23 protein-coding genes are annotated in these 21,312 nt (G+C 38.5%); 5 read left to right on the top strand and 18 right to left on the bottom strand.

Annotation, left to right across the window (positions count from 1 at the left end):
* Positions 1-4: 4 nt before the first annotated feature.
* Positions 5-445 (top strand): peptidylprolyl isomerase, encoded by a 441-nt coding sequence (locus FG382_RS10965; protein ID WP_093270855.1) that lies wholly within the window; start codon positions 5-7, stop codon positions 443-445.
* Positions 446-756: 311 nt separating this feature from the next.
* Here the strand turns inward: FG382_RS10965 and FG382_RS10955 are convergent, their stop codons facing one another.
* From FG382_RS10955 to FG382_RS10915, 9 genes are all read right to left on the bottom strand, one after another.
* Positions 757-990 (bottom strand): hypothetical protein, encoded by a 234-nt coding sequence (locus tag FG382_RS10955; protein ID WP_142538930.1) that lies wholly within the window; start codon positions 988-990, stop codon positions 757-759.
* On the bottom strand, positions 987-1,307 hold the full coding sequence (locus FG382_RS10950) for a YbjQ family protein (RefSeq protein ID WP_142538929.1): 321 nt from the start codon (positions 1,305-1,307) through the stop codon (positions 987-989). The genes FG382_RS10955 and FG382_RS10950 overlap by 4 nt, the downstream gene beginning before the upstream one ends.
* A 60-nt stretch (positions 1,308-1,367) precedes the next feature.
* Positions 1,368-2,474 (bottom strand): DUF1648 domain-containing protein, encoded by a 1,107-nt coding sequence (locus FG382_RS10945; protein WP_142538928.1) that lies wholly within the window; start codon positions 2,472-2,474, stop codon positions 1,368-1,370.
* Positions 2,471-2,860 carry a GntR family transcriptional regulator gene (locus tag FG382_RS10940; protein WP_142538927.1) on the bottom strand — a complete coding sequence of 130 codons (390 nt, stop codon included), beginning with the start codon at positions 2,858-2,860 and terminating at the stop codon, positions 2,471-2,473. Before FG382_RS10940 ends, FG382_RS10945 begins: the two co-directional genes overlap by 4 nt.
* Before the next feature lie 364 nt (positions 2,861-3,224).
* The gene (locus FG382_RS10935; RefSeq protein WP_142538926.1) at positions 3,225-3,914 is read right to left on the bottom strand and encodes an N-acetylmuramoyl-L-alanine amidase; all 690 of its coding nucleotides are present in this window, start codon (positions 3,912-3,914) and stop codon (positions 3,225-3,227) included.
* Positions 3,915-4,019: 105 nt separating this feature from the next.
* Complete coding sequence (locus FG382_RS10930; RefSeq protein WP_142538925.1) at positions 4,020-4,289, bottom strand: phage holin; 270 nt, start codon at positions 4,287-4,289, stop codon at positions 4,020-4,022.
* A complete protein-coding gene (locus tag FG382_RS10925) occupies positions 4,286-4,579 on the bottom strand; it encodes a hypothetical protein (RefSeq protein WP_142538924.1) in 294 nt (97 codons plus the stop codon). The genes FG382_RS10930 and FG382_RS10925 overlap by 4 nt, the downstream gene beginning before the upstream one ends.
* A gap of 73 nt (positions 4,580-4,652) precedes the next feature.
* Complete coding sequence (locus FG382_RS10920; protein ID WP_142538923.1) at positions 4,653-5,129, bottom strand: sigma factor-like helix-turn-helix DNA-binding protein; 477 nt, start codon at positions 5,127-5,129, stop codon at positions 4,653-4,655.
* 125 nt (positions 5,130-5,254) lie between these two features.
* The gene (locus tag FG382_RS10915; RefSeq protein ID WP_142538922.1) at positions 5,255-5,452 is read right to left on the bottom strand and encodes an XtrA/YqaO family protein; all 198 of its coding nucleotides are present in this window, start codon (positions 5,450-5,452) and stop codon (positions 5,255-5,257) included.
* Between the two features lie 203 nt (positions 5,453-5,655).
* On the opposite strand from FG382_RS10915, the gene FG382_RS10910 reads away from it, so the two are divergent.
* On the top strand, positions 5,656-5,997 hold the full coding sequence (locus FG382_RS10910) for a helix-turn-helix domain-containing protein (protein WP_142538921.1): 342 nt from the start codon (positions 5,656-5,658) through the stop codon (positions 5,995-5,997).
* A gap of 13 nt (positions 5,998-6,010) precedes the next feature.
* Entirely contained in the window at positions 6,011-6,469 is a 459-nt protein-coding gene (locus FG382_RS10905) for an ImmA/IrrE family metallo-endopeptidase (protein WP_142538920.1), read from the top strand.
* 74 nt (positions 6,470-6,543) lie between these two features.
* Here FG382_RS10905 and FG382_RS10900 read toward each other — a convergent pair whose 3' ends face one another.
* The 7 genes from FG382_RS10900 to FG382_RS10870 form a co-directional block, all read right to left on the bottom strand.
* Positions 6,544-7,848 carry a D-serine ammonia-lyase gene (locus FG382_RS10900; RefSeq protein WP_142538919.1) on the bottom strand — a complete coding sequence of 435 codons (1,305 nt, stop codon included), beginning with the start codon at positions 7,846-7,848 and terminating at the stop codon, positions 6,544-6,546.
* Between the two features lie 19 nt (positions 7,849-7,867).
* Complete coding sequence (locus tag FG382_RS10895) at positions 7,868-8,311, bottom strand: GNAT family N-acetyltransferase (protein ID WP_142538918.1); 444 nt, start codon at positions 8,309-8,311, stop codon at positions 7,868-7,870.
* A 1,149-nt stretch (positions 8,312-9,460) separates the two neighbouring features.
* Positions 9,461-10,417 (bottom strand): oxygen-dependent tRNA uridine(34) hydroxylase TrhO, encoded by a 957-nt coding sequence (gene trhO, locus FG382_RS10890; protein WP_142538917.1) that lies wholly within the window; start codon positions 10,415-10,417, stop codon positions 9,461-9,463.
* 89 nt (positions 10,418-10,506) lie between these two features.
* Positions 10,507-10,953: a YaiI/YqxD family protein gene (locus tag FG382_RS10885; RefSeq protein ID WP_142538916.1), complete on the bottom strand. Its 447-nt coding sequence runs from the start codon at positions 10,951-10,953 to the stop codon at positions 10,507-10,509.
* A 96-nt stretch (positions 10,954-11,049) separates the two neighbouring features.
* Positions 11,050-12,117, bottom strand: coding sequence for an ABC transporter substrate-binding protein (locus tag FG382_RS10880; RefSeq protein WP_142539162.1), 1,068 nt, complete (start codon positions 12,115-12,117; stop codon positions 11,050-11,052).
* Positions 12,118-12,147: 30 nt separating this feature from the next.
* Positions 12,148-12,927, bottom strand: coding sequence for an ABC transporter ATP-binding protein (locus FG382_RS10875; protein ID WP_142538915.1), 780 nt, complete (start codon positions 12,925-12,927; stop codon positions 12,148-12,150).
* Between the two features lie 4 nt (positions 12,928-12,931).
* Positions 12,932-13,753: an ABC transporter permease gene (locus tag FG382_RS10870; RefSeq protein ID WP_142538914.1), complete on the bottom strand. Its 822-nt coding sequence runs from the start codon at positions 13,751-13,753 to the stop codon at positions 12,932-12,934.
* 156 nt (positions 13,754-13,909) lie between these two features.
* Between FG382_RS10870 and FG382_RS10865 the strand changes: the two genes are divergently transcribed.
* Positions 13,910-15,235 (top strand): M48 family metallopeptidase, encoded by a 1,326-nt coding sequence (locus FG382_RS10865; RefSeq protein ID WP_229677392.1) that lies wholly within the window; start codon positions 13,910-13,912, stop codon positions 15,233-15,235.
* A gap of 36 nt (positions 15,236-15,271) precedes the next feature.
* Here FG382_RS10865 and FG382_RS10860 read toward each other — a convergent pair whose 3' ends face one another.
* On the bottom strand, positions 15,272-18,352 hold the full coding sequence (locus FG382_RS10860; RefSeq protein WP_142538912.1) for an AAA family ATPase: 3,081 nt from the start codon (positions 18,350-18,352) through the stop codon (positions 15,272-15,274).
* Positions 18,349-19,515 (bottom strand): exonuclease SbcCD subunit D, encoded by a 1,167-nt coding sequence (locus FG382_RS10855; protein WP_142538911.1) that lies wholly within the window; start codon positions 19,513-19,515, stop codon positions 18,349-18,351. The genes FG382_RS10860 and FG382_RS10855 overlap by 4 nt, the downstream gene beginning before the upstream one ends.
* 132 nt (positions 19,516-19,647) lie before the next feature.
* Here FG382_RS10855 and putP point away from each other — a divergent pair, with 132 nt between their 5' ends.
* A complete protein-coding gene (putP, locus tag FG382_RS10850; RefSeq protein ID WP_142538910.1) occupies positions 19,648-21,135 on the top strand; it encodes a sodium/proline symporter PutP in 1,488 nt (495 codons plus the stop codon).
* Positions 21,136-21,312 lie beyond the last annotated feature (177 nt).

Genomic DNA, 21,312 nt, shown 5'->3' with positions numbered 1-21,312 from the left:
TTGAATGGCGAAAAAGGGTTATTTTTTAATGGATACTGGTGAAAAAATCGAATTTGATTTATTCCCAAATGAAGCACCAAACACAGTTGCAAACTTTGAAGAGCTAGCAAACAGCGGATTTTATAACGGAGTTATTTTCCACCGTGTTATTCCTGGTTTTGTAAGTCAAGGCGGAGATCCAACTGGTACAGGTATGGGCGGTAGCGGTAAAACGATTAAATGTGAAACTGCTGGCAATCCACACAAACATGAAGCAGGTAGCCTATCTATGGCTCACGCTGGAAAAGATACAGGCTCAAGCCAGTTCTTTATCGTGCATGAACCACAACCACACTTAAACGGTGTTCACACTGTTTTCGGTAAAGTGACTAGCGGCCTTGAAGTAGCAACAGCTATGAAAAACGGTGCTAAAATGGAAAAAGTAGAAGTTTTTGACGCTGAATAATTAAAATAAGCAGCTACCTTTAGTTAGGTTAGCTGCTTTTTACTATGGTTAGAAAGTGTGGTGAAGATAATGACACCATTATTTACAGGCAACTGGCTTGGTATTATTTCTACTGTGTGTTGGATTTTATGCTTTTATTTCCTCTTAACCTTCATTGAAAATTTGCGTAAAGGTGATGAGCGGATTACAAAGCAATCTAAGATAGCTGCAATTATTTTTTTATCATTGGCCTTGTTGTTGCCGGCTGTGTTTAACTTTTATTTATTTGTACAGATGCATAGCTGAAGCGTTTCTTTTGGAGACGCTATTTTTCATTCTTTCTTATAAAAACGCTCACCTGTTGTGGGATTATAATATACTCTCGTTTTTTCACCTGTAACAGGGTCAAGATTGACCTCTTCTGTTCGCTCAAAGCCTTCTGCCACTTTTGTTCCATGATTGCGTCTAAACCGTTTGTCGTAAATAAAGTACCCAAGCAAAATAAAAGCTACAACGGCTATAATTTGCAATAAATATATACCTACTATAACGATGATTGCTGTCATAGTTTCTCTACAACAACTGCTGTTCCGTATGCCACAATCTCACTCATATTATTACCAATCTCGCCTGAATCATATCGCATCATAACGATAGCGTTCGCATTCATAAGATGTGCATTTTTTATCATACGGTCCATCGCTTCTTTTCTTGAATCCTCTAGCATCGCGGTATATTGCTTGATCTCCCCACCAACTAAACCTTTAAGTCCTGCCATAATATCCCCGCCAAGCCCTCTACTTCTTACAATTAGACCATATGCAGGCCCTTTAACTTCGACAATTTTATATCCTTCTATTTTTTCCGTTGTCACTACTAACATATAAATCGCTCCTTTATGTCGCAAATTTTTCTTACACCTAAATTATGAATCTATATACCGCTATAAACTAAATGCGATAACTATAATTAAAATAAGCGGTCCAAATAAAACAATCCAACTTATTGGTCTCCCAAAATTAAGTGTCCATCCAACACCAAACCGCTTTTCAACTAGAATGCTAGGATCATCTTTATTGATGTAAATGATTCCACCTTTCCAATATTTATCGTCATCGACTGCGATTTTATCTTCGAGACTCGGGCTGTCCCCTTCTACCTTTAATCGTGAGCCACTCTGTCCAACCTTCACTACATAAATACCGACTCCGACAAAAGTTAGCACTAAAAAAGTAAGTGGAAGTGCGAACATAACCCAGGCAGATCCTACCTCTGGGTGGATCGTTTGTAAATGAAAATAACCCATCATTAAAGTCATTGTTATTGTCATAAATAATGCGAACCAGCTGCTATATTTTCGGAATGCTAGTTGCTGTGACACAGACGTTTTTTTATTGGCTGGATTGATCTTTGCTCCTGCAAACCTCATCCCTTCACTCATTAAAAGGAACATTCCTTGCATGACAAGTAAAATAAGTGGCATGGAGATAGCACTGAAATAGGTTTTCTCGCTAAATGCATCTGGTTGCCCAGAAGGACCCCAATGAGTAGGAATCATATCTGGCATTTGAGCGTATTTCATAAATGTGTAAATGATTAAGCCTACCGTAATTATCATTGGAATAATAAATACAATTCGTGGTATTAGCTGAAGCTTCTCTTGAAATTGCAAGTCTACTACACGCACTTCCTTTTTCCCCGTCGTCCATCCTTGCACTTCTTTAAGCCTTTTCACACGGACATGCATCACGAAATAATAACCTAACCCAATAAAGAGTATGCAAAATTGAACGCCAATACTAATAATCGATAGCACTTCTTCTGTCGGAGATTGAGTTAAAGCCCAAATTAGATAAGCTGCAAGCACAATAATTCCTACCGTTAAGACAACCGAAGTGTACCTTTTTTTATATGCTACGATAGTTGTTTCTTTTGTATATTGTTCTGGTATATATACTCCAAATGCTTCTGTTTGTTTTAGCAATTTCGGTGTGAATGCTTGTAGTATCGTGATAAAAAGTAAAATGAAGCCAAACAAAAAAACAATCATGATGTCCCCTCCTTAATGTTCTGCACGAGTTGCCTTACCATGACGACCATTTCTTCCTCTGACAGCTTTAACACTAACCCTTCCGCTATTAATGGGCGTATTTGTTCTGCTAATTTTTGTTGTTCTTGTGCTGTAGCTTTTGGTATTCCATTTGGTTGTATAATAACGCCTGATTTTGCGACGATTTGGATAAACTCTTTTTCCTCTAAGTAATGATAGGCTTTATTCACTGTATGCATATTCATACCTAAATCTGCGGCAAATGCACGAACTGATGGCAATGAGTCGCCTGGCTTTAACTCGCCTCTTGCAATTCCTTCAATAAGTTGCTGAGCTAGTTGTAAATAGATTGGAACGGATGAATTGGTTTGTATTTCTATGAACATGGTACTACCTCCTCTATTTACTTTTGTTCTACTTCTATTGTAACACATTTGTTATATATATGACAGAACAAAACATCATGTTAGGCGGTGCTACGTACATAATGGGAATAATGTGTCATGGTACGTTGAATAAAGTATCCGCTGAGATTTTTGCCTCAGAGGGAGAGCAGAGCTTCAACGCCGCTTAATTGTAACTTGGACGATCTCTTCTAATTGTTGGACAATCTCTCACCAAAGGTGGGCGATCTTCTTCGAAAACGGACAATCAAGCTAAAGCTAATAGCGCTTCCTTAAGATATATTATCCCAATTGCCTAAAGCACAAAAAAGCCCTGCCCACGTATGTGAGCAAGGCTAGTCGTTCTTTATTTCACTCTCAATACTTGTCCAATATAGATGGTGTAGTTGGCATCCAGCCCATTCCAGTCCTTAATTTGCTGGGCAGTGCTACCATACCTCTGACTTAAGGAATACACAGTGTCGCCACTCACTACAGTATGATAAACTGCGGTGCTTTTCTTTGGAAGATTAAAGCTTTTGACGATTCCATTTACATGACCTCGGGCAAGTGATTCAATAAAAGAGGACGTTTTCAATTTTGTCGCATCATTTACATTATCTATAAAACCATTCTCCGTTAAAATGGCTGGCATATTTGACTCACGTAACATGTGGAAGTTTTCTTGTTTTTTACCGCGATCATTAAAACTCACAAGCTTTAATATTTCTGCATGGATCGTATTTTGATAAGTTGTAGTAGGTGCCCCTACCCCTGGGTAAACATAGTCCTCGTAGCCAGTCCCACCACCTGCATTAATATGAACCGACAGAAGGAAATCCGCTCCCCAAGCATTCGCTGCATTTGTACGTTGTGCTAATGTTAAAGATTGATCACCGGTGCGACTCATTAATACACTTACATTATTGTACTCAGCAATCAGTATATCTTTGACTCTAGTAGCAATTTGCAATGTTAGATTTTTCTCCAGCAAGCCATTTCCTGTTGCGCCTGGATCTGTTCCACCATGTCCTGCATCAATGAATACTTTTACCATCATTATCACCTCATATTAGTTTTGAATGCTAGAAGAGAATGCTTGTCCACTAATTTAAATATTACACAGCAATCACCACCTTAAAAAAAACTGTCTAGAGTCAGCTTATTTTGGTTTGATATACTTCATTGCTCTATTGCTATCGGCAAAATTACTTGTCGTAGGGTCTTGAATAATCCCCAGTGTCGCAAATAATCCGAAAACTACATTTACAAAAGCAAATATCCAGTCTTTCATCTCCTCTGTTACATGAAAATCTGTTAACCCTGCAGCATGAGCTCCTATTAAAAGTAATTCAGTTAATATCAATAGTTGAGCGACGAACCCTGTAATCCAAATCTTATTTTTAAAACGAACTTTCCAGTTAATCTTCATACTTGCTGAGCCTCCTGAATAATTTTGAGATTATCAATTCTTTTATGAGCCTGCATGGAGCTCTCCTCTACTCGTGCCACACGTTCGGCTAGTAAGTCCATTTGCTTTTCAATCGCCTTCAAATCGATTCGAATCGATTCCACACCATTCGTAATAGCATCTAGCTTCGTTTCCATAACTGCCGTTTTTGCGGCATCTGCTTTTACATCTTTGTCGCGGTTACGACCAAATGACAGTAGTCCTATTAATAAACCTAAAACGGTGCAACCAATACCGATAAACGCCTCCATTTTGCACCTCCATCTATCTTAAGTTTTCAATAACTCTCTTCACTACTAGGTGGGTTTATACGTCAACCGTACGTCAAGAAACGAGTACTTTGACTTTTTCTTTGGCACGATCAATGTATTGTTGAATGGTTCTCTTCTTAAGATTTAGCTCCTCTGCAATCTCTGTCAGACTCATCCCATACGCCATATGCATTAAATAGCATTGTCTCTCTCTATGTGAAAGCTCTATTAAAATCGATATAATCTTCTGTTTTTGTTCTTCGCTTAGGCTAGTTTGCTCGGTGTCCAATTCAATCGTTGGAAATAAATCCATGTCTAATAACGCACGACGTTGATATATAGACCTTTTATCTGTTCCATGAAGATTTCCTGGTCTTCTTCCTTTTTTCATCCATTCCAATGCATAAGACATGTCATCTATCATGCTATTAATGATTTTGATATCTGCATTGTCTTTAGGATTCATTGGATCCAATCGTTCCTTTAGATGCTCCAGCTCTTTTCTATGGTAGGTATATTCTTTTATCAATTTATCCGCCCAATTTAACATAGGAAACTCCTCCTTTTTTATAAAAAATCCTAAAAAAAGAGGACAACAAAAGACCAGCAAGATGCTGAAATCGTTTGTTGTCCTCCAGATGACTGGTGGGACTATTATGATTGTTTATCCAATAATTAAAAATCCTCTCCCTCGTTCCATTTTACACGCACAACTTTTCCTTGATGTGTTTTAATCGTCGTATCAGCGAATGCTGGCAACTCTGTCATTTTTGCAGTATTTTTACTAATCACTACTATGCATGGATTCGGAATTTCTTTTATGTTGAGATTGATATTGCCATTTGAATCTACTTCTACGTCTTTCATTCTCATACATATCTCACCTCATCAGTTCCGTAAACGGAACAATAATAGAACGTTAGTTCTTATTTAGGAATGAATCTATCATATAACTAATAGAAACCTCTGTCAACAGAAAAGTTCCTAAAACGGAACTAATTATTTTACTTTGTTGCATTTATGGAATTATTGAGTTAGAATTCTGACTATAGATAATATGTAAGGAGATTACAGCTGTGAAGAACTTCGGAACATTATTAAAAGAGCTAAGACTGAACAGAAAACTCACTATCGAACAATTAGCTGATTCTTTAAATTCAAAATTTGATAGCAAAATTAGTAAAAGCTCTATAAGTCGTTGGGAAAACGGCGAAGCCGATCCTAAGTTAGAATATGTGCGATTACTGGCAGATTTTTTTCAAGTTCCTGGTCAGTACTTCTTAGGAGAAGACTCAGAAAAAATCTTGGATAGCCAGAAAATCGTAACAATTGCAGCGCATATTGATGAAGATGTCACGGAGGAAGAAATGGAAGACATTAAGAAATATATTGAGTTTATTAAATCGCAACGCGGATAAATGAGGTGTATATATGACGTATGATCGACTAAAAATGGAGTACCCACATATTAAAATCATTGAAAAAGCCTTACCAAAAGGTCTCCCAGGTTTATATTATGATAACGTCATTGAAATTGATAAATTCAAAGATAAATATGAAAAGCATTGTATTTTAGCAGAAGAGCTTGGTCATTATGAGACGACCTATGGAGACATTACAGATTTAAGTGATATGAGAAGTATAAAAATAGAACAAATTGCTCGAAGATGGGGTTATGAAAAGATTGTTTCTTTGGATCAGCTAATTGATTGCTACGAAAAAGGACAAACAACACTGGAAGAAGTGTGTACAAACCTTGAAGTAACTCCCGAGTATTTAAAAAACGTAATCGATTATTATATTGAAAAATATGGTCTCTTTAAATTACACAGAGAATACAGGATTACCTTTGAGCCACTTAACATTAAGAGGATAGAAAAAGAAATTTAATAAATGGAAGGGATGGCTTAAAGGCAACTCTACCTCAAAGTCACCCCTTCCTTTAGAAGAGAAAGTAAGAACATTTAATGATTAAGTAATAGTTTTCCTTTCGCGTAGTACACTTCTTTCACATGCTCTGGAACCATTCCCCCACCAGTTGCCCAGGCAATATGTGTCGCATTGTTCAGAGCAACTCCACTACTTGCAAGATGAATTGGTCCTGTCGTTCCAGCAAGTGCAGATGGCTCTAAAAAAACTTGTTCTGTATCCGCAAGTAGTGCGAGCAGTGTATACATCTTCTCATCACTGATCGTATAGCTTCCGCTTATTAGCTGTTCCATTGTTTTGCCGACAAATCCAGAAGGACGACCAACCGCTAGACCATCTGCATCGGTTTTGTTATCTAAGCCGATTTCATCTACCGCTATATCTTCATGCAATCCAGTCATCATTCCAAGTAGCATACACGGGGAGTGAGTCGGTTCAGCAAAGTAGCAATGCACATAGTCACCGAACAAAAGTTTTAAGCCGAACGCCACCCCACCAGGTCCACCACCAACGCCACAAGGTAGATAGACAAACAAAGGATGATCTTCATCTACCTTTTTCCCTTGCTGCTCTAATTGTTTCTTTAATCTGCTTGCTGCAACTGCATAGCCCATAAATAAGTCAGTAGAATTTTCGTCATCTATAAAAAAGCATGTCGGATCTTTTTCCGCTTGTTTTCTACCTTCTTCCACAGCGATACTGTAGTCGGAATCATACTCGATCACCTCTACCCCTTTTTCACGAAGCATATCCTTTTTCCATTGCTTCGCGTCGCTCGACATATGGACGGTCACGTGGAAACCGATTTTTGCACTCATTATTCCAATACTTAGGCCAAGGTTACCCGTTGAACCAACTGCAATAGAATATCTTGCGAAAAATTCTCGCATTTCTTTGTTTGCAAGAATAGCATAGTCGTCAGTTTCCTTTAATAAACCTTCCCGAATGGCAAGTGTCTCCGCAGTTTTCAACACTTCGTAAATACCACCACGTGCTTTAATAGAACCGGAAATCGGTAGATTACTATCGCATTTCAATAAAATCTCTCCGTTGAAATCTGTTTGAAATAACTCTTTCATCGCAGTAGCCATTGCTGGAATTTCTACAAGTGGGGATTCAATAATGCCATTTGATTTCGCTGTTTCCGGAAAGGCAATTTGTAAGTAGGATGCAAACCGATCTAGGCGATCGCTTGCATCCTGTACCATTTCGCTCGTGACAGATAGATTTTTCAAGGCATCTTCTGTTTTGGTTAAATTCGGATTAAACCAAATCACTTCTTCTGCTTTTTTCATTTTTTCAATTAAAGGAAATTGCTCGATTAAATTCTGTCTATTCATCGTTGTCTAACCCTTTCTACTATAAGCTATACACATGTGTTATATCAGGTGAACGTTCGTCAAATTGGAATCCATTGGCACGGTAAAATGCATCCGCTTTTGCTGATTCCGTTTTCGTTGTAATTTCATTGAACTGACCTCTAGCATGGACGAAAAGCGCATTAAAAAGTTCACTTCCAATTCCCTTTCTACGATAGGATGGTAATGTATAGGCTCTTTGTAGCCTTGCAGCTGAAGCATCCTTACTCTTCGTATTTCGATTTAATCCTCCAATTGCAACAAGTTCTTCCCCATCCCATGCACCAAAAAGCGCTTCTCCTTGTTCGCTAAATCGATTCGTACCATCTTCATATTCAGAAGCAAGTCTCGATACGAAACGATAGCCTTCTTTTTCGCTTTCTTGAATTAGTCTGGATACGTCTACTTCATTTAAATCAGAAATCTTTTTCACTTCGATTGCCATGTAAGTTCCCCCATTCCATTTTTAAAAACGAATTCCTTACTATTATTCAATATATGTAAGCAGTTTCCCTTTAAATTATTGAAAACAAAAGACATTATTACTGGTGCAAGACACTAGTGAAAATCCCTTAAGTAAGAATAAAAGCGAAAGCGCCTATGTCTGCCTGATAGGACAAATGAACATAAGCAATAATATTAGGATGTCGCACATAATGGGGAAACTGTGCGGTAGGGAATGGAATGAAGATTCCGCTAAGATTTCCGCTGCAGGGCGGACGCTTTCCACGGGGTGAGCGATGAGCCATCGCCGACGCTAGCGCGTTCGCCTGCGATGTCTCATCTACTCACTCATCCCGTAGGAGTCGCCGCCCCTCCGCTACAATCCATTAAAGATAACGCTATCTAACTGGCGTTACTGTTTAACAAATCAAACTTCTTCAGAGGTTATCCAACTATTTAATACCATAAATGGTGTAACACTACATAACATGCTATGAACGCGACAAAGTCAAACTTGAACATGACAAAACTCAGGACGAGCACGACAAAGCCTAGCAAGCGGAAGCTTTTTGAAAAGTAATCCTAATTAATGCCCTATTATTACTGCCTTCTCAATCCCAGTTAACTTGTTTTAGGAAAATTGGTTGCTCTCAAGGTTAATTAGGTTGCTGTTAGAATGCAACTAGTTGCTCTTAACATTCGTTTGGTTGCTTTCAGACTACAACTAGCTGCTTTCGACAACTGTTTGGTCGCACTTGGCCACTTATTGGAATTGCATGGTCGAAAACTGTGGATGATTTCTTTAGTAAATCGATCATAAATAACCAGTGAAACAGAATCCATTTATAGCTCTGATAACTGCCTAGCTAAATTAGCAAGAAGTCTCCATTGATTGAAGCGGAAGGAGGCGACTCCTGCGGGAATCAAGCGGGACAGGTGAGACCCCGCAGTGGAGCGACAGCGACCGAGGAGGCTCACCGCCCGCCCCGCGGAAAGCGTCCTCCTGAAGCGAAAATCCTAGCGGTTACCTAATAAAATTTCTTTATGCGAAGTAGTTTCCCTATACTGATCGGCAAGCCATAGAGCTTATTATTTCCTAACTAATAAAAAAATCCCGCATTGCTTTTGGGCAAGGCGAGACTTTGAGATTTTATACTGTTGCTTCAATAACTGCTAGTCTTTGTGCTACTTCTTCTTCGGAAAGGTTATGTTCTACTTTGTAGCGGTTACGTGGGTGTACACGGCACTCGTGTGAGCAGCTACGTAGGTATTTGTGTTCGTTTTCTTCCGAGCAAAGAATCTTATCATTACATTCAGGGTTTGCACAGTTTACATAGCGTTCACATGGTTCTCCTGTAAAATGATCTTTCCCTACAACAACATGTTCTACTTGGTTGATCGGAACAGCGATACGCTCGTCAAATACGTACATTTGACCATCCCATAATTGACCGCGAACTTCTGGGTCTTTTGCGTATGTTGCAATCCCACCATGTAGTTGCGCAACGTCTTCGAAGCCTTCTCGCACTAACCAACCCGAGAACTTTTCACAACGAATTCCACCTGTACAATATGTTAAAACTTTTTTGCCTTCGAACATTTCTCTGTTCTCTAGCATCCAGTCTGGAAGATCGCGGAAATTGCGAATATCTGGACGAATCGCCCCGCGGAAGTGTCCTAGGTCAAATTCATAGTCATTTCGAGCATCGATTACTATTGTATCTTCTGCTTGCATTTGTTCAAAAAACTCTTTTGGAGAAAGGTATTTCCCAGTTAATTCATTTGGATTGATATCGTCTGCTAATCCTAAATGAACGATTTCTCGTTTAGGACGAACATGCATTTTTTTAAATGCGTGTCCTTCTGCTTCATCTATTTTATACACCATGTCTGCAAAACGAACGTCTGCTTTCATCATGTTGATATATGCGTCGGTTTGTTCAATTGTGCCCGAGCAAGTGCCGTTAATTCCTTCATCTGATACTAAAATACGCCCTTTTAACCCAATTTCTTTACAAGCAGCAAGATGTTCTTGTGCGAATGTTACTGGATCTTCAATCGGGACATATTTATAGTAAAGTAATACTCTGTATGCATTTGTTTCCATTTTTTACTCCACCTTTTCTAATTTTGTCCACCGTACAGTATAACAAAATTAGCGTTGGTTGTTAACTATTACAATTGAATTCGCAACAGTCAGTCTTTCACTGCTACTTTACAAAGTTCTGTAAAGCTTCTTTCAAATTTTTCATTGTCTTCTTTTTGACGTTTCCTTGGTCCTTTTAGTCTTCCACCAGCTTGCCTAATTTTTTTTGATATATGGCGACTATCTAATAGCTGGTCAATATTTTCATGTGTATACCAACGTCCATTTTGATCGATTGCAAAGCCTTGTTTTGCTAATACCATGGCCGCAAGCCCGTAATCCTGTGTTACAACAATATCACCTTTTTTTACTCGGTTCACTAAAACAAAGTCCACCGCGTCAGCACCTTTAGAAACCATCACCGTTTCTGCTCCATCTCTTTGCATATAGTGGGCAGTGTCACATAATAACGTAACTTTTAAATTAAACTTTTTTGCTACCGCGATTGTCAAATCTACAACTGGACATCCATCTGCATCTACTAAAATACTCACCATTTTACGCACCTCACCCAAATGTCCTTTTTACCACATTGTATTACATATTTTCATGGAAAGCATAATGTAAGAAAAAAGCGCCCTTTACCGGACGCTTTATCGTTCATATGCTCCTAATATTTCTACTGCTTTTTCTGTGATAGACGTATCAACTGCTTTATCAAAATTAACGTCCCCACTTATTGCGCCATTTGCTTTATATGCATCATACTGCTTTATGACATCATCTAAAAACATTTTACCATCTGGGTCCAGACCCGTTACAAATACTTTTTCCCATAATGCTGGATCTTTCAAAGCAGTATGCTTCGTCATAATATCAATTATTTCTTTTTTTCCTTCATCTTTAATGAAGGCATCGTTATAGTCACGTACCCCTTTAAGGTAAGCGGCCATAAAGCGTAATGAGACATTTTTCTCCTCGTTCATAAACTGAGGCGATCCGAGTACGAGGGCAATTTGTGATTCAGGAGCATAGTCTGTTGCGTCTCCAAAACGAAGGTGTAAGTCATTTTCAATGCCTTGTGTGATAAGCGGTTCAATTTGTAGTGCGGCGTCAATCGAGCCATTATCTATTGCACCTAGCATACTACCAAAATCCCCTAGTAACACTAGCTCTACATCATTTTGTGTTAAACCAGCATGTTTTAACATTTCTAAGTAAATATATTCATCGATTGAATTTTTCGAAGAGATAGCAATACGTTTCCCTTTGAAATCTTCGTATTCTTTTATAACATCTTTCATATGATTGCCTATTACAAACGTAAAGTACGATTTTCCCGGTACATTATGTCCTTTATCGGCAATTATTTTCACGTCAATTCCCTGTGCAATCGCATTAAAGAATGATGCAGTGGATACGCCACCCGCTATATCTACTTCGCCAGATGCAAGCGCTGGAAGCATCTCATCACTATTTGCAAACTGGGCAAATTCTACTTCAATATTATAGTCTTCAAAATATCCTTTTTCTTTTGCTATATAAAACCCTGCTCCAGACGCTGCACCATCTTCAGCGATCCGCACTTTCACTTTCTTATCAAGTGGAGCCAAATCTCCTGAAGGGTTATTTGTATTTACCTCATCGTCGAATGCATCTTCGCTCTCTTTTTCTTTGGAACTACATGCACCTAGTAAAAGCACTATAGATGCAAATAGCATGAACCAACGCTTTTTCACAAGCTTCCTCCCTTATCCTCTAGACCTTTGTACTTCTTGTTGTAAATGATTCCAAATAGTAATAAATTGCTCCGCCATCTCAGCATTTGCTCGCACTTGCTCCATCGTTCTCGGTCTTGGTATGGGGACTTTAATTTCATGGACAATTTTTCCCGGGTGCGCGCTCATTAATACAATTCGGTCGCTTAGCAGTAACGCTTCATCGATGCTATGCGTAATAAATAACACTGTTTTTTTCGTTTCGGACCAAATAGAAAGTAATTCTTCTTGTAAAATGAACTTGTTTTGTTCATCGAGTGCTGCAAATGGTTCATCCATCAGTAAAATTTCAGGGTCGTTTGCAAAAGCTCTCGCAATACTTATCCTTTGCTTCATTCCCCCTGATAGCTCATTCGGATAAAGCTTAGAAAAGTTTCTTAAACCCACCTTTTTCAAATAGATATCCGTTTGCTTACGGATAAATTCCTTCGGTAAATGACGCATGTTAAGCCCAAATGCCACATTTTCTTCGACTGTCAACCATGGTATAACCCCTTTTTCTTGGAAGACCATCGATTGCAAAGGGCGAAAGTCAGAATCGGCCGAAATCGAAAATTGACCAGAACTTGGATGCTCCAAACCTGCAAGTATGCGTAATAGAGTCGTCTTTCCACATCCACTAGGCCCTACTAAACAAACAAATTCTCCTTCTTTTACTTCGAGTGATACATTTTTAAACGCTGTTACACTATTATTTTTCTTGTAAAATACCTTCGTTAAATCTTCAATAGAAATTTTCACTTCATTACTCACCTATTCACCTCCATGGGACAATTTTCTTTTGCAGCCCACGTAGGAGAAGGGAAAATAGAAATCCAAAGAAGGAAATGAGTATTAAACCAACGAACATTTCTTTTAACATAAATGCTTTGTAAGAGGTCCATATTAAATACCCGATTCCTGACGTGGCTCCCATCATTTCCGCAGCAACGATTGTAAGCAGTGCAATTGCCTGCCCCATTTGAATGCCTTCTAGCATGACAGGTAGTGCACCCGGAAATGCTATTTTGAAGAAAAAATCTTTTGGACTTGCCCCGTAATTTTTTGCAACGTCTAAATGCACTTTTTCTATATTGAGAACACCTGCAACGGTATTAATAACAACTGGGAAAAATACGCTTCCTGCAATCGTTACTATTTTGGAGAAGTCTCCTATTCCAAAGAAAATAATAATGATAGGGAGTAGTGCTAGCGTAGGTATTGGCATAAGCGCCATTACAATCGGGGATATAAAATGTCTAATTGGTGCATACAATCCCATCAGTAGACCAATGACTATCCCTGGTATAACGCCGAGTAAAAATCCTGCTGCAATTCTATACAAAGATACGGAAACATGTGTCCATAAAAGTCCGTTCGTTGCCAGTTCAAAAAATGTAGATACAATGGCAGACGGCGGTGGGAAAAATCGAATATCCAAAATTCCCGTGCGAGAGCATATTTCCCAAATTAAAAGAATTAGAATAGGTGAAATAATCGTTAATAGTTGTTTACTACGCTCTTTTACTTGTTGCTTTTTCCATTCCTGTTGCTCGGTTTCGTAGGGATCAAAAAGTCCGTTCCCTTTTTCATCGCGCATTTTTCACCACCTCTTCTCAAAATAATATGTCGTAAGTCGGGAATATGTGAAAGTCACGTAAAATACAAGCTGACGTCTATTTAAAGAATATTTCAATTTGACAAAATAAGCATTATTTGGTAAGTTTATAAATATTTTTAAGGGGAGGTAATGAAATTGTCGCCAAGAGAATTAATGTCTAATAGAGAGATGCCCTATTTCGTTATTAGTCTAATTTTCAGTATCCTATTATACATACTTGCTATCTTATCTTTATTTGGAATTGCTATTTTACTAGTTTTATTTGCATTTTTACTTTATGCCAACATGATTATGCTTGGATCCATTCGAGGAAATGGAGTACGTATTAGTGAAAAGCAGTTTCCAGACATCTATGAACGAGTGGTCTCTTTATCTACTGAGATGGGTCTAACAAAAGTACCCGATGTCTTCGTTATTCATTCGGAAGGTGCATTTAATGCATTTGCTACAAGATTTCTAGGAAGAAATATGGTTGTCATTTATTCAGAAGTATTTGAGCTTGCTAGAGAACGAGGAGAAGCAGAACTTGATTTTATCATTGCTCATGAGCTTTCCCATGTAAAAAGAAGACATGTGTGGAAGAATATTTTAATCATGCCTGCTCAATTTATACCATTTCTTTCCCAGGCATATAGTCGATCTTGTGAATATACCTGTGACCGGGAAGCGGCTTACTATATACAAAACGGGGAAGCTGCCAAGCGAGCAATTACAATCCTTGGTGTAGGAAAACAATTATATACAGAAGTAAACGAGGATGCTTTTCTGGAACAAATTCATACGGAATCGAATGTTGCCGTATGGTTAAGTGAAGTATTGTCTAGCCATCCGCTGTTACCTAAACGAGTGCAAGCTGTTGGGAATTTTATGCGAGTAGAAGGCACACCTACCTACTACTCTAACTCCACTAAAATTGCCTTGGGCATTGGGGCTCTCTTTGGTATTTTCTTTGTTTGTTATATTGCAGTCATTGCCCTAATTACAGCTGGTTCTTTAACGTATGCAAGTTTGTTTTCTGGAAGCTTATTTGATGAATTTACTCCGGAAAATGAATTATCTGCAGAAGAGGATTATTTAAGTAGCGATTATTCATTAACATTAACCCCGCTCATGGAAGCTGTTTCAAATGGAGATGACAGCACGGTTAGAAATCTCCTATCTAGCGGAGCTGATTTAGAAGAGGTGGATTCAGAGAACACCACTGCTCTTCACTATGCAATTTACGGCGACAATATAGCAATGGCAGAACTATTATTAGTTAGAGGAGCTAATCCAAATACAGCCGATGATTATACTAATGCGTTAACAGCTGCTTTGGAAGCTGAAAACTTGGAGATGGCTTCCCTTTTATATGAGCATGGAGCCAATCCAACAACCAAGGACCCGCAAGGCTATTCAGCCTTAGACATGCTCGGTGTGAGTAGCGAAGAAGATTTTTTAAATATCATTAATAATAATTAACAAAAAGGTGAGTCTAGCAATCAGACTCACCTTTTTCTATTTAATAACAAATTTTGTTTTACTATATCCTTCTTTTGCTTTCTCTACCTCTAATATAGCTGGTATGGATGCTTTAAGCTCTGCAACATGGGAAATAACACCGATCATGCGTCCTGACTTTTGTAAGTCAACCAATGTGTCAATCGCTTTGTTCAATGATTCCTCATCAAGTGAACCAAATCCTTCATCGATAAACATCGTATCAATTCGAATACTTCCTTGGAAGCTCTGTATCACATCAGCCATTCCAAGCGCTAGACATAGCGACGTATTAAACTTCTCGCCACCCGAGAGTGTTTTGACATCCCTCGTTTGACCTGTATAGGCATCATACACATCCAATCCAAGTCCACTTTGTTTGCCATGTGTTTCTTGTCGTTCACTTCGAAGCAATTGGAATTGACCATTCGACATATGCTTTAATCGCTCATTTGCAGCAGCAACGATTTGCTCTAAATATTCAATTTGCACATATCGTTCAAATGAAATCTTGAAATGATTTTGTCCGCGTAACATGTCGTACAAATCGACTATTCGATGCACTTGCTGCTCCAATCCCGCAATTCGTTCGCTTGTAGCAACAATTTTTCCCTCTAATATACGTCCTGCTTTTTCATATTCTTTTGTGCTATTTAGAGCATTTAGAGCTTGTTCGTATGTTTCTTTTAACTGAACAAGTTCTACTTCTAATGGTGCAAGCTCAACTTTCACTTTCGTAGCTAGCTGCTGTCTTCCTTCTGTTACTTGTTCTGTTAACGTATGGACCGTTTGTTTATACGCCATGCATTGCTCTTTTAGCACCATTCGTTCTTTTTCGGCTAGCTGAGCTGCTTTATATGCCTCAACCGATTCAAAAGATGCTTTTCCTAATGCTTCTTGGAAGTTCTCAAACGCTTTATCAAGTTTTTCTTTTGTTTCTTTTTCAGCTGCATCAGCATGTTCAAGCGTTAAAACTGCTTTTGTACAAGCACCTTGAGCTGACTTCAGTCTATTTTGTGTTTCCTCCCATGCATGTTCTAATGCTTCTTTTTGTCTTTTGGCCTCCAGCAATTGAACTTGGAGCTCCTGTAAACTAGAGACATGTGCCGGGATTGCTATTTTTTTCGATTCATATACAGCCTTTGCTTGTTCTAATAGCCCTTTTTGTTGTTGATAATTCATCTCCAACTGATTTTTTTCTTGTTCCAGATTCCCTACTTTGGCTAACAAATCTTTATAAGGTTGTTTTAATAAAGAGAGTTTATTTTTTTCTATTCGAAGTGCAGATACATCTGTTTGTAACTGTTTTAGTTTCCCTGTCACTTGCTCTGCTTGTCCCATATTAACTTGGAGCTGCTCTATTCGCTCTTGTAAATTTTGCAGCTGATTTTTTACCGCTTCTTTATTTGCACGTATGGTTAACCATTTCGTTTCTTGTTGCGTTAACCCTTCTTTTAGAAGTCGTAATGCTTCTTCGTTCATAGACTCTTCATGCGAATCCACGCTAGTTGTATTATGCTCCTTACTGCCGCAAACGGGGCAAGGTTCACCTGGAAGGAGTTTGGATGCTAAAATGCTCGCTTGGTTGTTCATCCACTTTCGTTCTTCTGCGTCATATGCTTCTTTCATATCTCGGAAAAGATTCTGCTGTTCTATTTCTTTTTCCATGAGTGCCTGTAATTCTTTTTCTATCGCCAAGTATTCTTGTATTACGGTATGCTGCTCCTGTAATAGGCTAAGTTGTTGGACTTTTGTATCAAGCGGCTCCACAAGGTCTTCTAGCTTGTCAATCACGCTTTTTTGCTCTGTAGCAGCTTCTTTTTCTTTGTGGAAAAGCATGGATTTCTCATCTAATTGACTTTTTACCGATGCTGTACTTTTTTCCAGCAAAAGCATTTCTCTTTTCTTCGTTTCCAGTTCCTCAAATAAAGGTACTAATCCGTTTAACTGAATTACAGCTTCAACGCTTTTCTCTCGTACTCCTTTTTTACTTACCTCCTCGTTATAGAGAATATTTACTTTCTCAAGGATTTCTTCTGCTCTAGTCATTTCTTCTTGTGCTAGTTCAAGCAACGTTTCTTTGTTTTGTACTTCCTTTTGTAGATCCGAATAATAAGTTTCGATTGTTTCTATCGTACTCGCACGTTCAGCTGCTTCTAACTGACTTTGTTTGTGAGCGTAAACTTCGGTTTGTTCTTTTAAACTTTCGAGTTGCTGTTCTTTTGTTTCTAACTCTTGGAATCTTTCGTTAGTCGCTTTTGCTTCATAATAGGCAACTTGTTTGGTTGCATGTTGTGTGTACGCCTCATTATAAGTGAATTCATCTAGCTGAATCTTTTCTGTGTAAAAGTTCGTTTCTTCTTTCAAAGCATCGACTAATTGATACGTGTTAAAGCTACTAGACTCAATCAATTCGAACACACTCGATTCACGCACTGGAAAGGAAGCTAAAATTTGCTCGGTATATCCATTTCGTGTTAACTCTTCTTTTTTTAGCTCCGCTTCTGCAATAAGTTTTTTGTCTTTCAACTTCTCACTGATCATCTTATACGGCTCTGTTTTGAATATTTTACGTAAAATAGCTTCTTTGTTTTCCGTTGGAGAAGTGAGAAGTTTTCTAAATTCACCTTGAGGAAGCATCACAATTTGGCTGAATTGGTCAAGTGTTAGTCCTATTATTTCTTCTACTTTTTTATTAATTTCCGATACGATTTGTCTCTCAACTACTGGTACCTCTCCTGCTTCCTGTAATTCGAAAAATTCATAGCGTTCGCCAGTTGCACTTTTATTACCTTTTTTCACATGTGAAAGCTGTCGTAAAATGCGATACTTTTGGTTATGTATTTCAAATATCAGCTCGACAGCAGTATGTGTATCGTCTGTAGCAAAATCACTCCGCATTATTTTCGTGTCCCGTCTATCTTCACCGCTTCCAGCCCCATATAACGCAAAACAAATTCCATCAAAAATAGTCGTTTTACCAGCTCCAGTTGCACCGGAAATAACAAATAGGCGATTGTCTTTTAACTCTGTAAAATCAATCGTCTCGGAAAACTTATATGGACCAAAAGCGGTCATTTTCAGTTGAAGTGGCTTCACGCTTTTTCTCCTCCCTCATGTTCTTCCCGAATCGTTTGGCCAAGCACCTCTTTAAATAGTTCTTCTGTTTCCTCGGTAGGCATTTTTCCGCTTAGTTCTTCATAAAATGCTTGAAACAGTGTAAAGTCATCCATTTTTCTTCGTGGCACCGTTTCACTGTCCGTAACAGTAATTTGCGAGCGAAATACTTTTCTTTCCACATGCATCGCATTCGGATAGACTGTACGGATTTGTTCCATTGGCGATAAAATAGGCGTCTCATCAAGCAGTTTTACAAAAACAAAGTCTTCACTTACTGGTTGCTTTAATATATCTTGCATATACCCTTCTACTGTCCTCATATCACGATTCGGTGTTAATAATCTCTTTTCTATCGTTACATTTCCTGCTTCATCTAGTTCAACTAGGAAGAAACCTTTTTTATGATGCTCTTCTGAAATGGAGTATTTTAAAGGAGACCCCGCATATTGAATCGTCTCGTTTAAAACAAAATGTGCCTGGTGAAGATGCCCAAGAGCCGTATAATGAAAGTTTTTAAAGAGGGCTGCATCTACATATTCTGCTCCCCCTATTGCAAGTGGGCGCTCTGATTCACTCGTATTATCTTCTTCCTGCCCATGAGGTATTACGAATGCATGCCCTACAAAAACATGTCTTTTAGTAGGATCTGCTTGTTTTTCTATTTCCTCTATAATTGCTTTCATTGCAGTTTGATGACTTGTAACAGACTCATCCTCTAAAATATAACGTACTTGAGAAGGATCAGTATATGGGATTAAATGAAAGCAAACTTCACCGTATGCATCTTCTAATATGACTGGTTTTAGTTCTTTTGTTAGTTGACCTACTATATGTAAACCTGTTTCTTTCATCAGTTTACTTCCAAAGTTCAATCGCCCAGGGCTATCATGATTTCCTGCAATACTGAGTACAGGGGTATGCCGTTTTAAGACGATTTCTGCGAGCATTTCATCTAGTAAATTTACTGCTTCTGTAGGTGGAACAGCGCGGTCATATAAATCACCAGCGATAATAACAGCATCCGGCTTTTCTTGATCAATAGCTTCTATGAATTGTTTTAACACAAATTGTTGTTCTTCCGTCATGTATACACCTTGCACTAGTTTTCCTAAGTGCCAGTCTGCTGTATGAAAAAATTTCAATGCAAAGTCTCCCTTCGATATTCAATATGTTTATTTTAACAGATGAAAGCGCTTGTAAAATGTGGAATTATCATAAATTTCAGTGCACCTTATTGCTTGACATGGTATTATGTTTGTGGGAGGAGGATGTTTATGTCATCAGAAACTTATCAACTTACAGCCATAATTATTTATATGGTCGCAATGCTAGTTATTGGCTGGTATTCTTATAGAAAAACAGCCAATTTAACAGATTATATGCTCGGAGGACGTTCGCTTGGACCTGCTGTTACTGCGTTAAGTGCAGGTGCTGCAGATATGTCTGGTTGGTTATTAATGGGGTTGCCAGGGGCAATTTACTTAACAGGGATGGGAGAAGCTTGGATTGCTATCGGTCTAACAATCGGTGCCTACTTAAACTGGTTATATGTTGCACCAAGACTTCGTGTATATACACAAGTCTCAAATGATTCCATTACGATTCCAAGCTATTTAGAAAGCCGTTTAAAGCAATCGTCGCGATTACTACGTGTTGCATCCGGTCTAATTATTTTATTATTCTTTACGTTTTATGTATCTTCGGGAATGGTAGCAGGAGGAGTTTTCTTTGAAAGCTCTTTTGGTCTTGATTATCATACTGGTCTACTAATTGTTTCCGCCGTTGTAGTAGCATACACACTTTTTGGCGGGTTTTTGGCGGTAAGTTATACAGATTTCCTACAAGGTTTACTTATGTTCTTAGCACTCATCTGCGTACCTGTCTTCGGATTATTTTTGACAGGTGGTCTTGGGGAAACGGTAGAATCTATTAAAGCAGTTAACCCAACGCACTTAAGTCTTTTTGCAGGAACAACTGTATTAGGAATTATCTCTACATTAGCATGGGGTCTTGGTTACTTTGGTCAACCTCATATTATTGTTCGTTTCATGGCGATAAAATCTGTCAAAGAAACGAAGCAAGCTCGTCGGATCGGTATTGGATGGATGATTTTAAGTTTAGTAGGAGCAATTGCTACTGCATTAGTTGGGGTTGCCTACTATCAACAAAATCCGGAGTTGACTTTAACGAGTCCAGAGGCAGTATTCATCGCACTTGGTCAAATTATTTTCCATCCATTTATCGCAGGTCTTATACTAGCAGCTGTTTTAGCAGCTGTTATGAGCACGATTTCCTCACAGTTAATCGTTACTTCTTCTGCATTGATAGAAGATTTATACAAAGCAATCATTAAGACGAATGCATCGGATCGAACGTATGTAAATTACGGACGTCTCGCTGTACTTTTTGTTTCTATTGTTGCAGCTATTCTTGCATGGGGCGAAAACGAAACAATCTTAAAACTTGTATCCTTCGCTTGGGCAGGTTTTGGTGCATCATTTGGACCAGTTATTTTACTTTCTCTTTACTGGAGAAAAATCACTTCAACCGGCGCACTATGGGGCATGGTTGTTGGTGCAGTAGTTGTTGTAGTTTGGGGCTCAATCGATGCTCTTTCAGGCACATTATACGAAATCGTTCCTGGTTTTGTGTTATCGTTAATCGTAACAATTGTTGTCAGCTTAATGACATACAAACCAAATCCTGAGATTGAGAAAGAGTTTGATGAAACTTTACGTTTGTTAAAAGAAGAACAAAAATAAGAATGGATTACTAGCTGGCCGATAGATTCGGCCAGCTTTTTTTGATTATTGTCGATTAAATGTTCATCGATTTTCGCTACAATGGCGACTATTGAGTATGGCATTGTTCCTATATCGACTGCCTTTCTTTATTCCTATATGACACTTGTCATACTTAAGACTTGACGTTTATGTCTA

Origin of the sequence: Psychrobacillus lasiicapitis (assembly GCF_006861795.1) — a bacterium.
Taxonomy (GTDB): Bacteria; Bacillota; Bacilli; order Bacillales_A; family Planococcaceae; genus Psychrobacillus; species Psychrobacillus lasiicapitis.
This window is presented reverse-complemented; position numbering and strand designations above follow the sequence as displayed.

Bases quoted from the DNA above. Each gene is read 5' to 3' on its own strand.
- FG382_RS10965 (WP_093270855.1), top strand. From the start codon at position 5: ATGGCGAAAAAGGGTTATTTTTTAATGGATACTGGTGAAAAAATCGAA.
- FG382_RS10955 (WP_142538930.1), bottom strand. From the start codon at position 990: ATGACAGCAATCATCGTTATAGTAGGTATATATTTATTGCAAATTATA.
- FG382_RS10950 (WP_142538929.1), bottom strand. From the start codon at position 1,307: ATGTTAGTAGTGACAACGGAAAAAATAGAAGGATATAAAATTGTCGAA.
- FG382_RS10945 (WP_142538928.1), bottom strand. From the start codon at position 2,474: ATGATTGTTTTTTTGTTTGGCTTCATTTTACTTTTTATCACGATACTA.
- FG382_RS10940 (WP_142538927.1), bottom strand. From the start codon at position 2,860: ATGTTCATAGAAATACAAACCAATTCATCCGTTCCAATCTATTTACAA.
- FG382_RS10935 (WP_142538926.1), bottom strand. From the start codon at position 3,914: ATGGTAAAAGTATTCATTGATGCAGGACATGGTGGAACAGATCCAGGC.
- FG382_RS10930 (WP_142538925.1), bottom strand. From the start codon at position 4,289: ATGAAGATTAACTGGAAAGTTCGTTTTAAAAATAAGATTTGGATTACA.
- FG382_RS10925 (WP_142538924.1), bottom strand. From the start codon at position 4,579: ATGGAGGCGTTTATCGGTATTGGTTGCACCGTTTTAGGTTTATTAATA.
- FG382_RS10920 (WP_142538923.1), bottom strand. From the start codon at position 5,129: ATGTTAAATTGGGCGGATAAATTGATAAAAGAATATACCTACCATAGA.
- FG382_RS10915 (WP_142538922.1), bottom strand. From the start codon at position 5,452: ATGAGAATGAAAGACGTAGAAGTAGATTCAAATGGCAATATCAATCTC.
- FG382_RS10905 (WP_142538920.1), top strand. From the start codon at position 6,011: ATGACGTATGATCGACTAAAAATGGAGTACCCACATATTAAAATCATT.
- FG382_RS10900 (WP_142538919.1), bottom strand. From the start codon at position 7,848: ATGAATAGACAGAATTTAATCGAGCAATTTCCTTTAATTGAAAAAATG.
- FG382_RS10895 (WP_142538918.1), bottom strand. From the start codon at position 8,311: ATGGCAATCGAAGTGAAAAAGATTTCTGATTTAAATGAAGTAGACGTA.
- trhO (WP_142538917.1), bottom strand. From the start codon at position 10,417: ATGGAAACAAATGCATACAGAGTATTACTTTACTATAAATATGTCCCG.
- FG382_RS10885 (WP_142538916.1), bottom strand. From the start codon at position 10,953: ATGGTGAGTATTTTAGTAGATGCAGATGGATGTCCAGTTGTAGATTTG.
- FG382_RS10880 (WP_142539162.1), bottom strand. From the start codon at position 12,117: ATGCTATTTGCATCTATAGTGCTTTTACTAGGTGCATGTAGTTCCAAA.
- FG382_RS10870 (WP_142538914.1), bottom strand. From the start codon at position 13,753: ATGCGCGATGAAAAAGGGAACGGACTTTTTGATCCCTACGAAACCGAG.
- putP (WP_142538910.1), top strand. From the start codon at position 19,648: ATGTCATCAGAAACTTATCAACTTACAGCCATAATTATTTATATGGTC.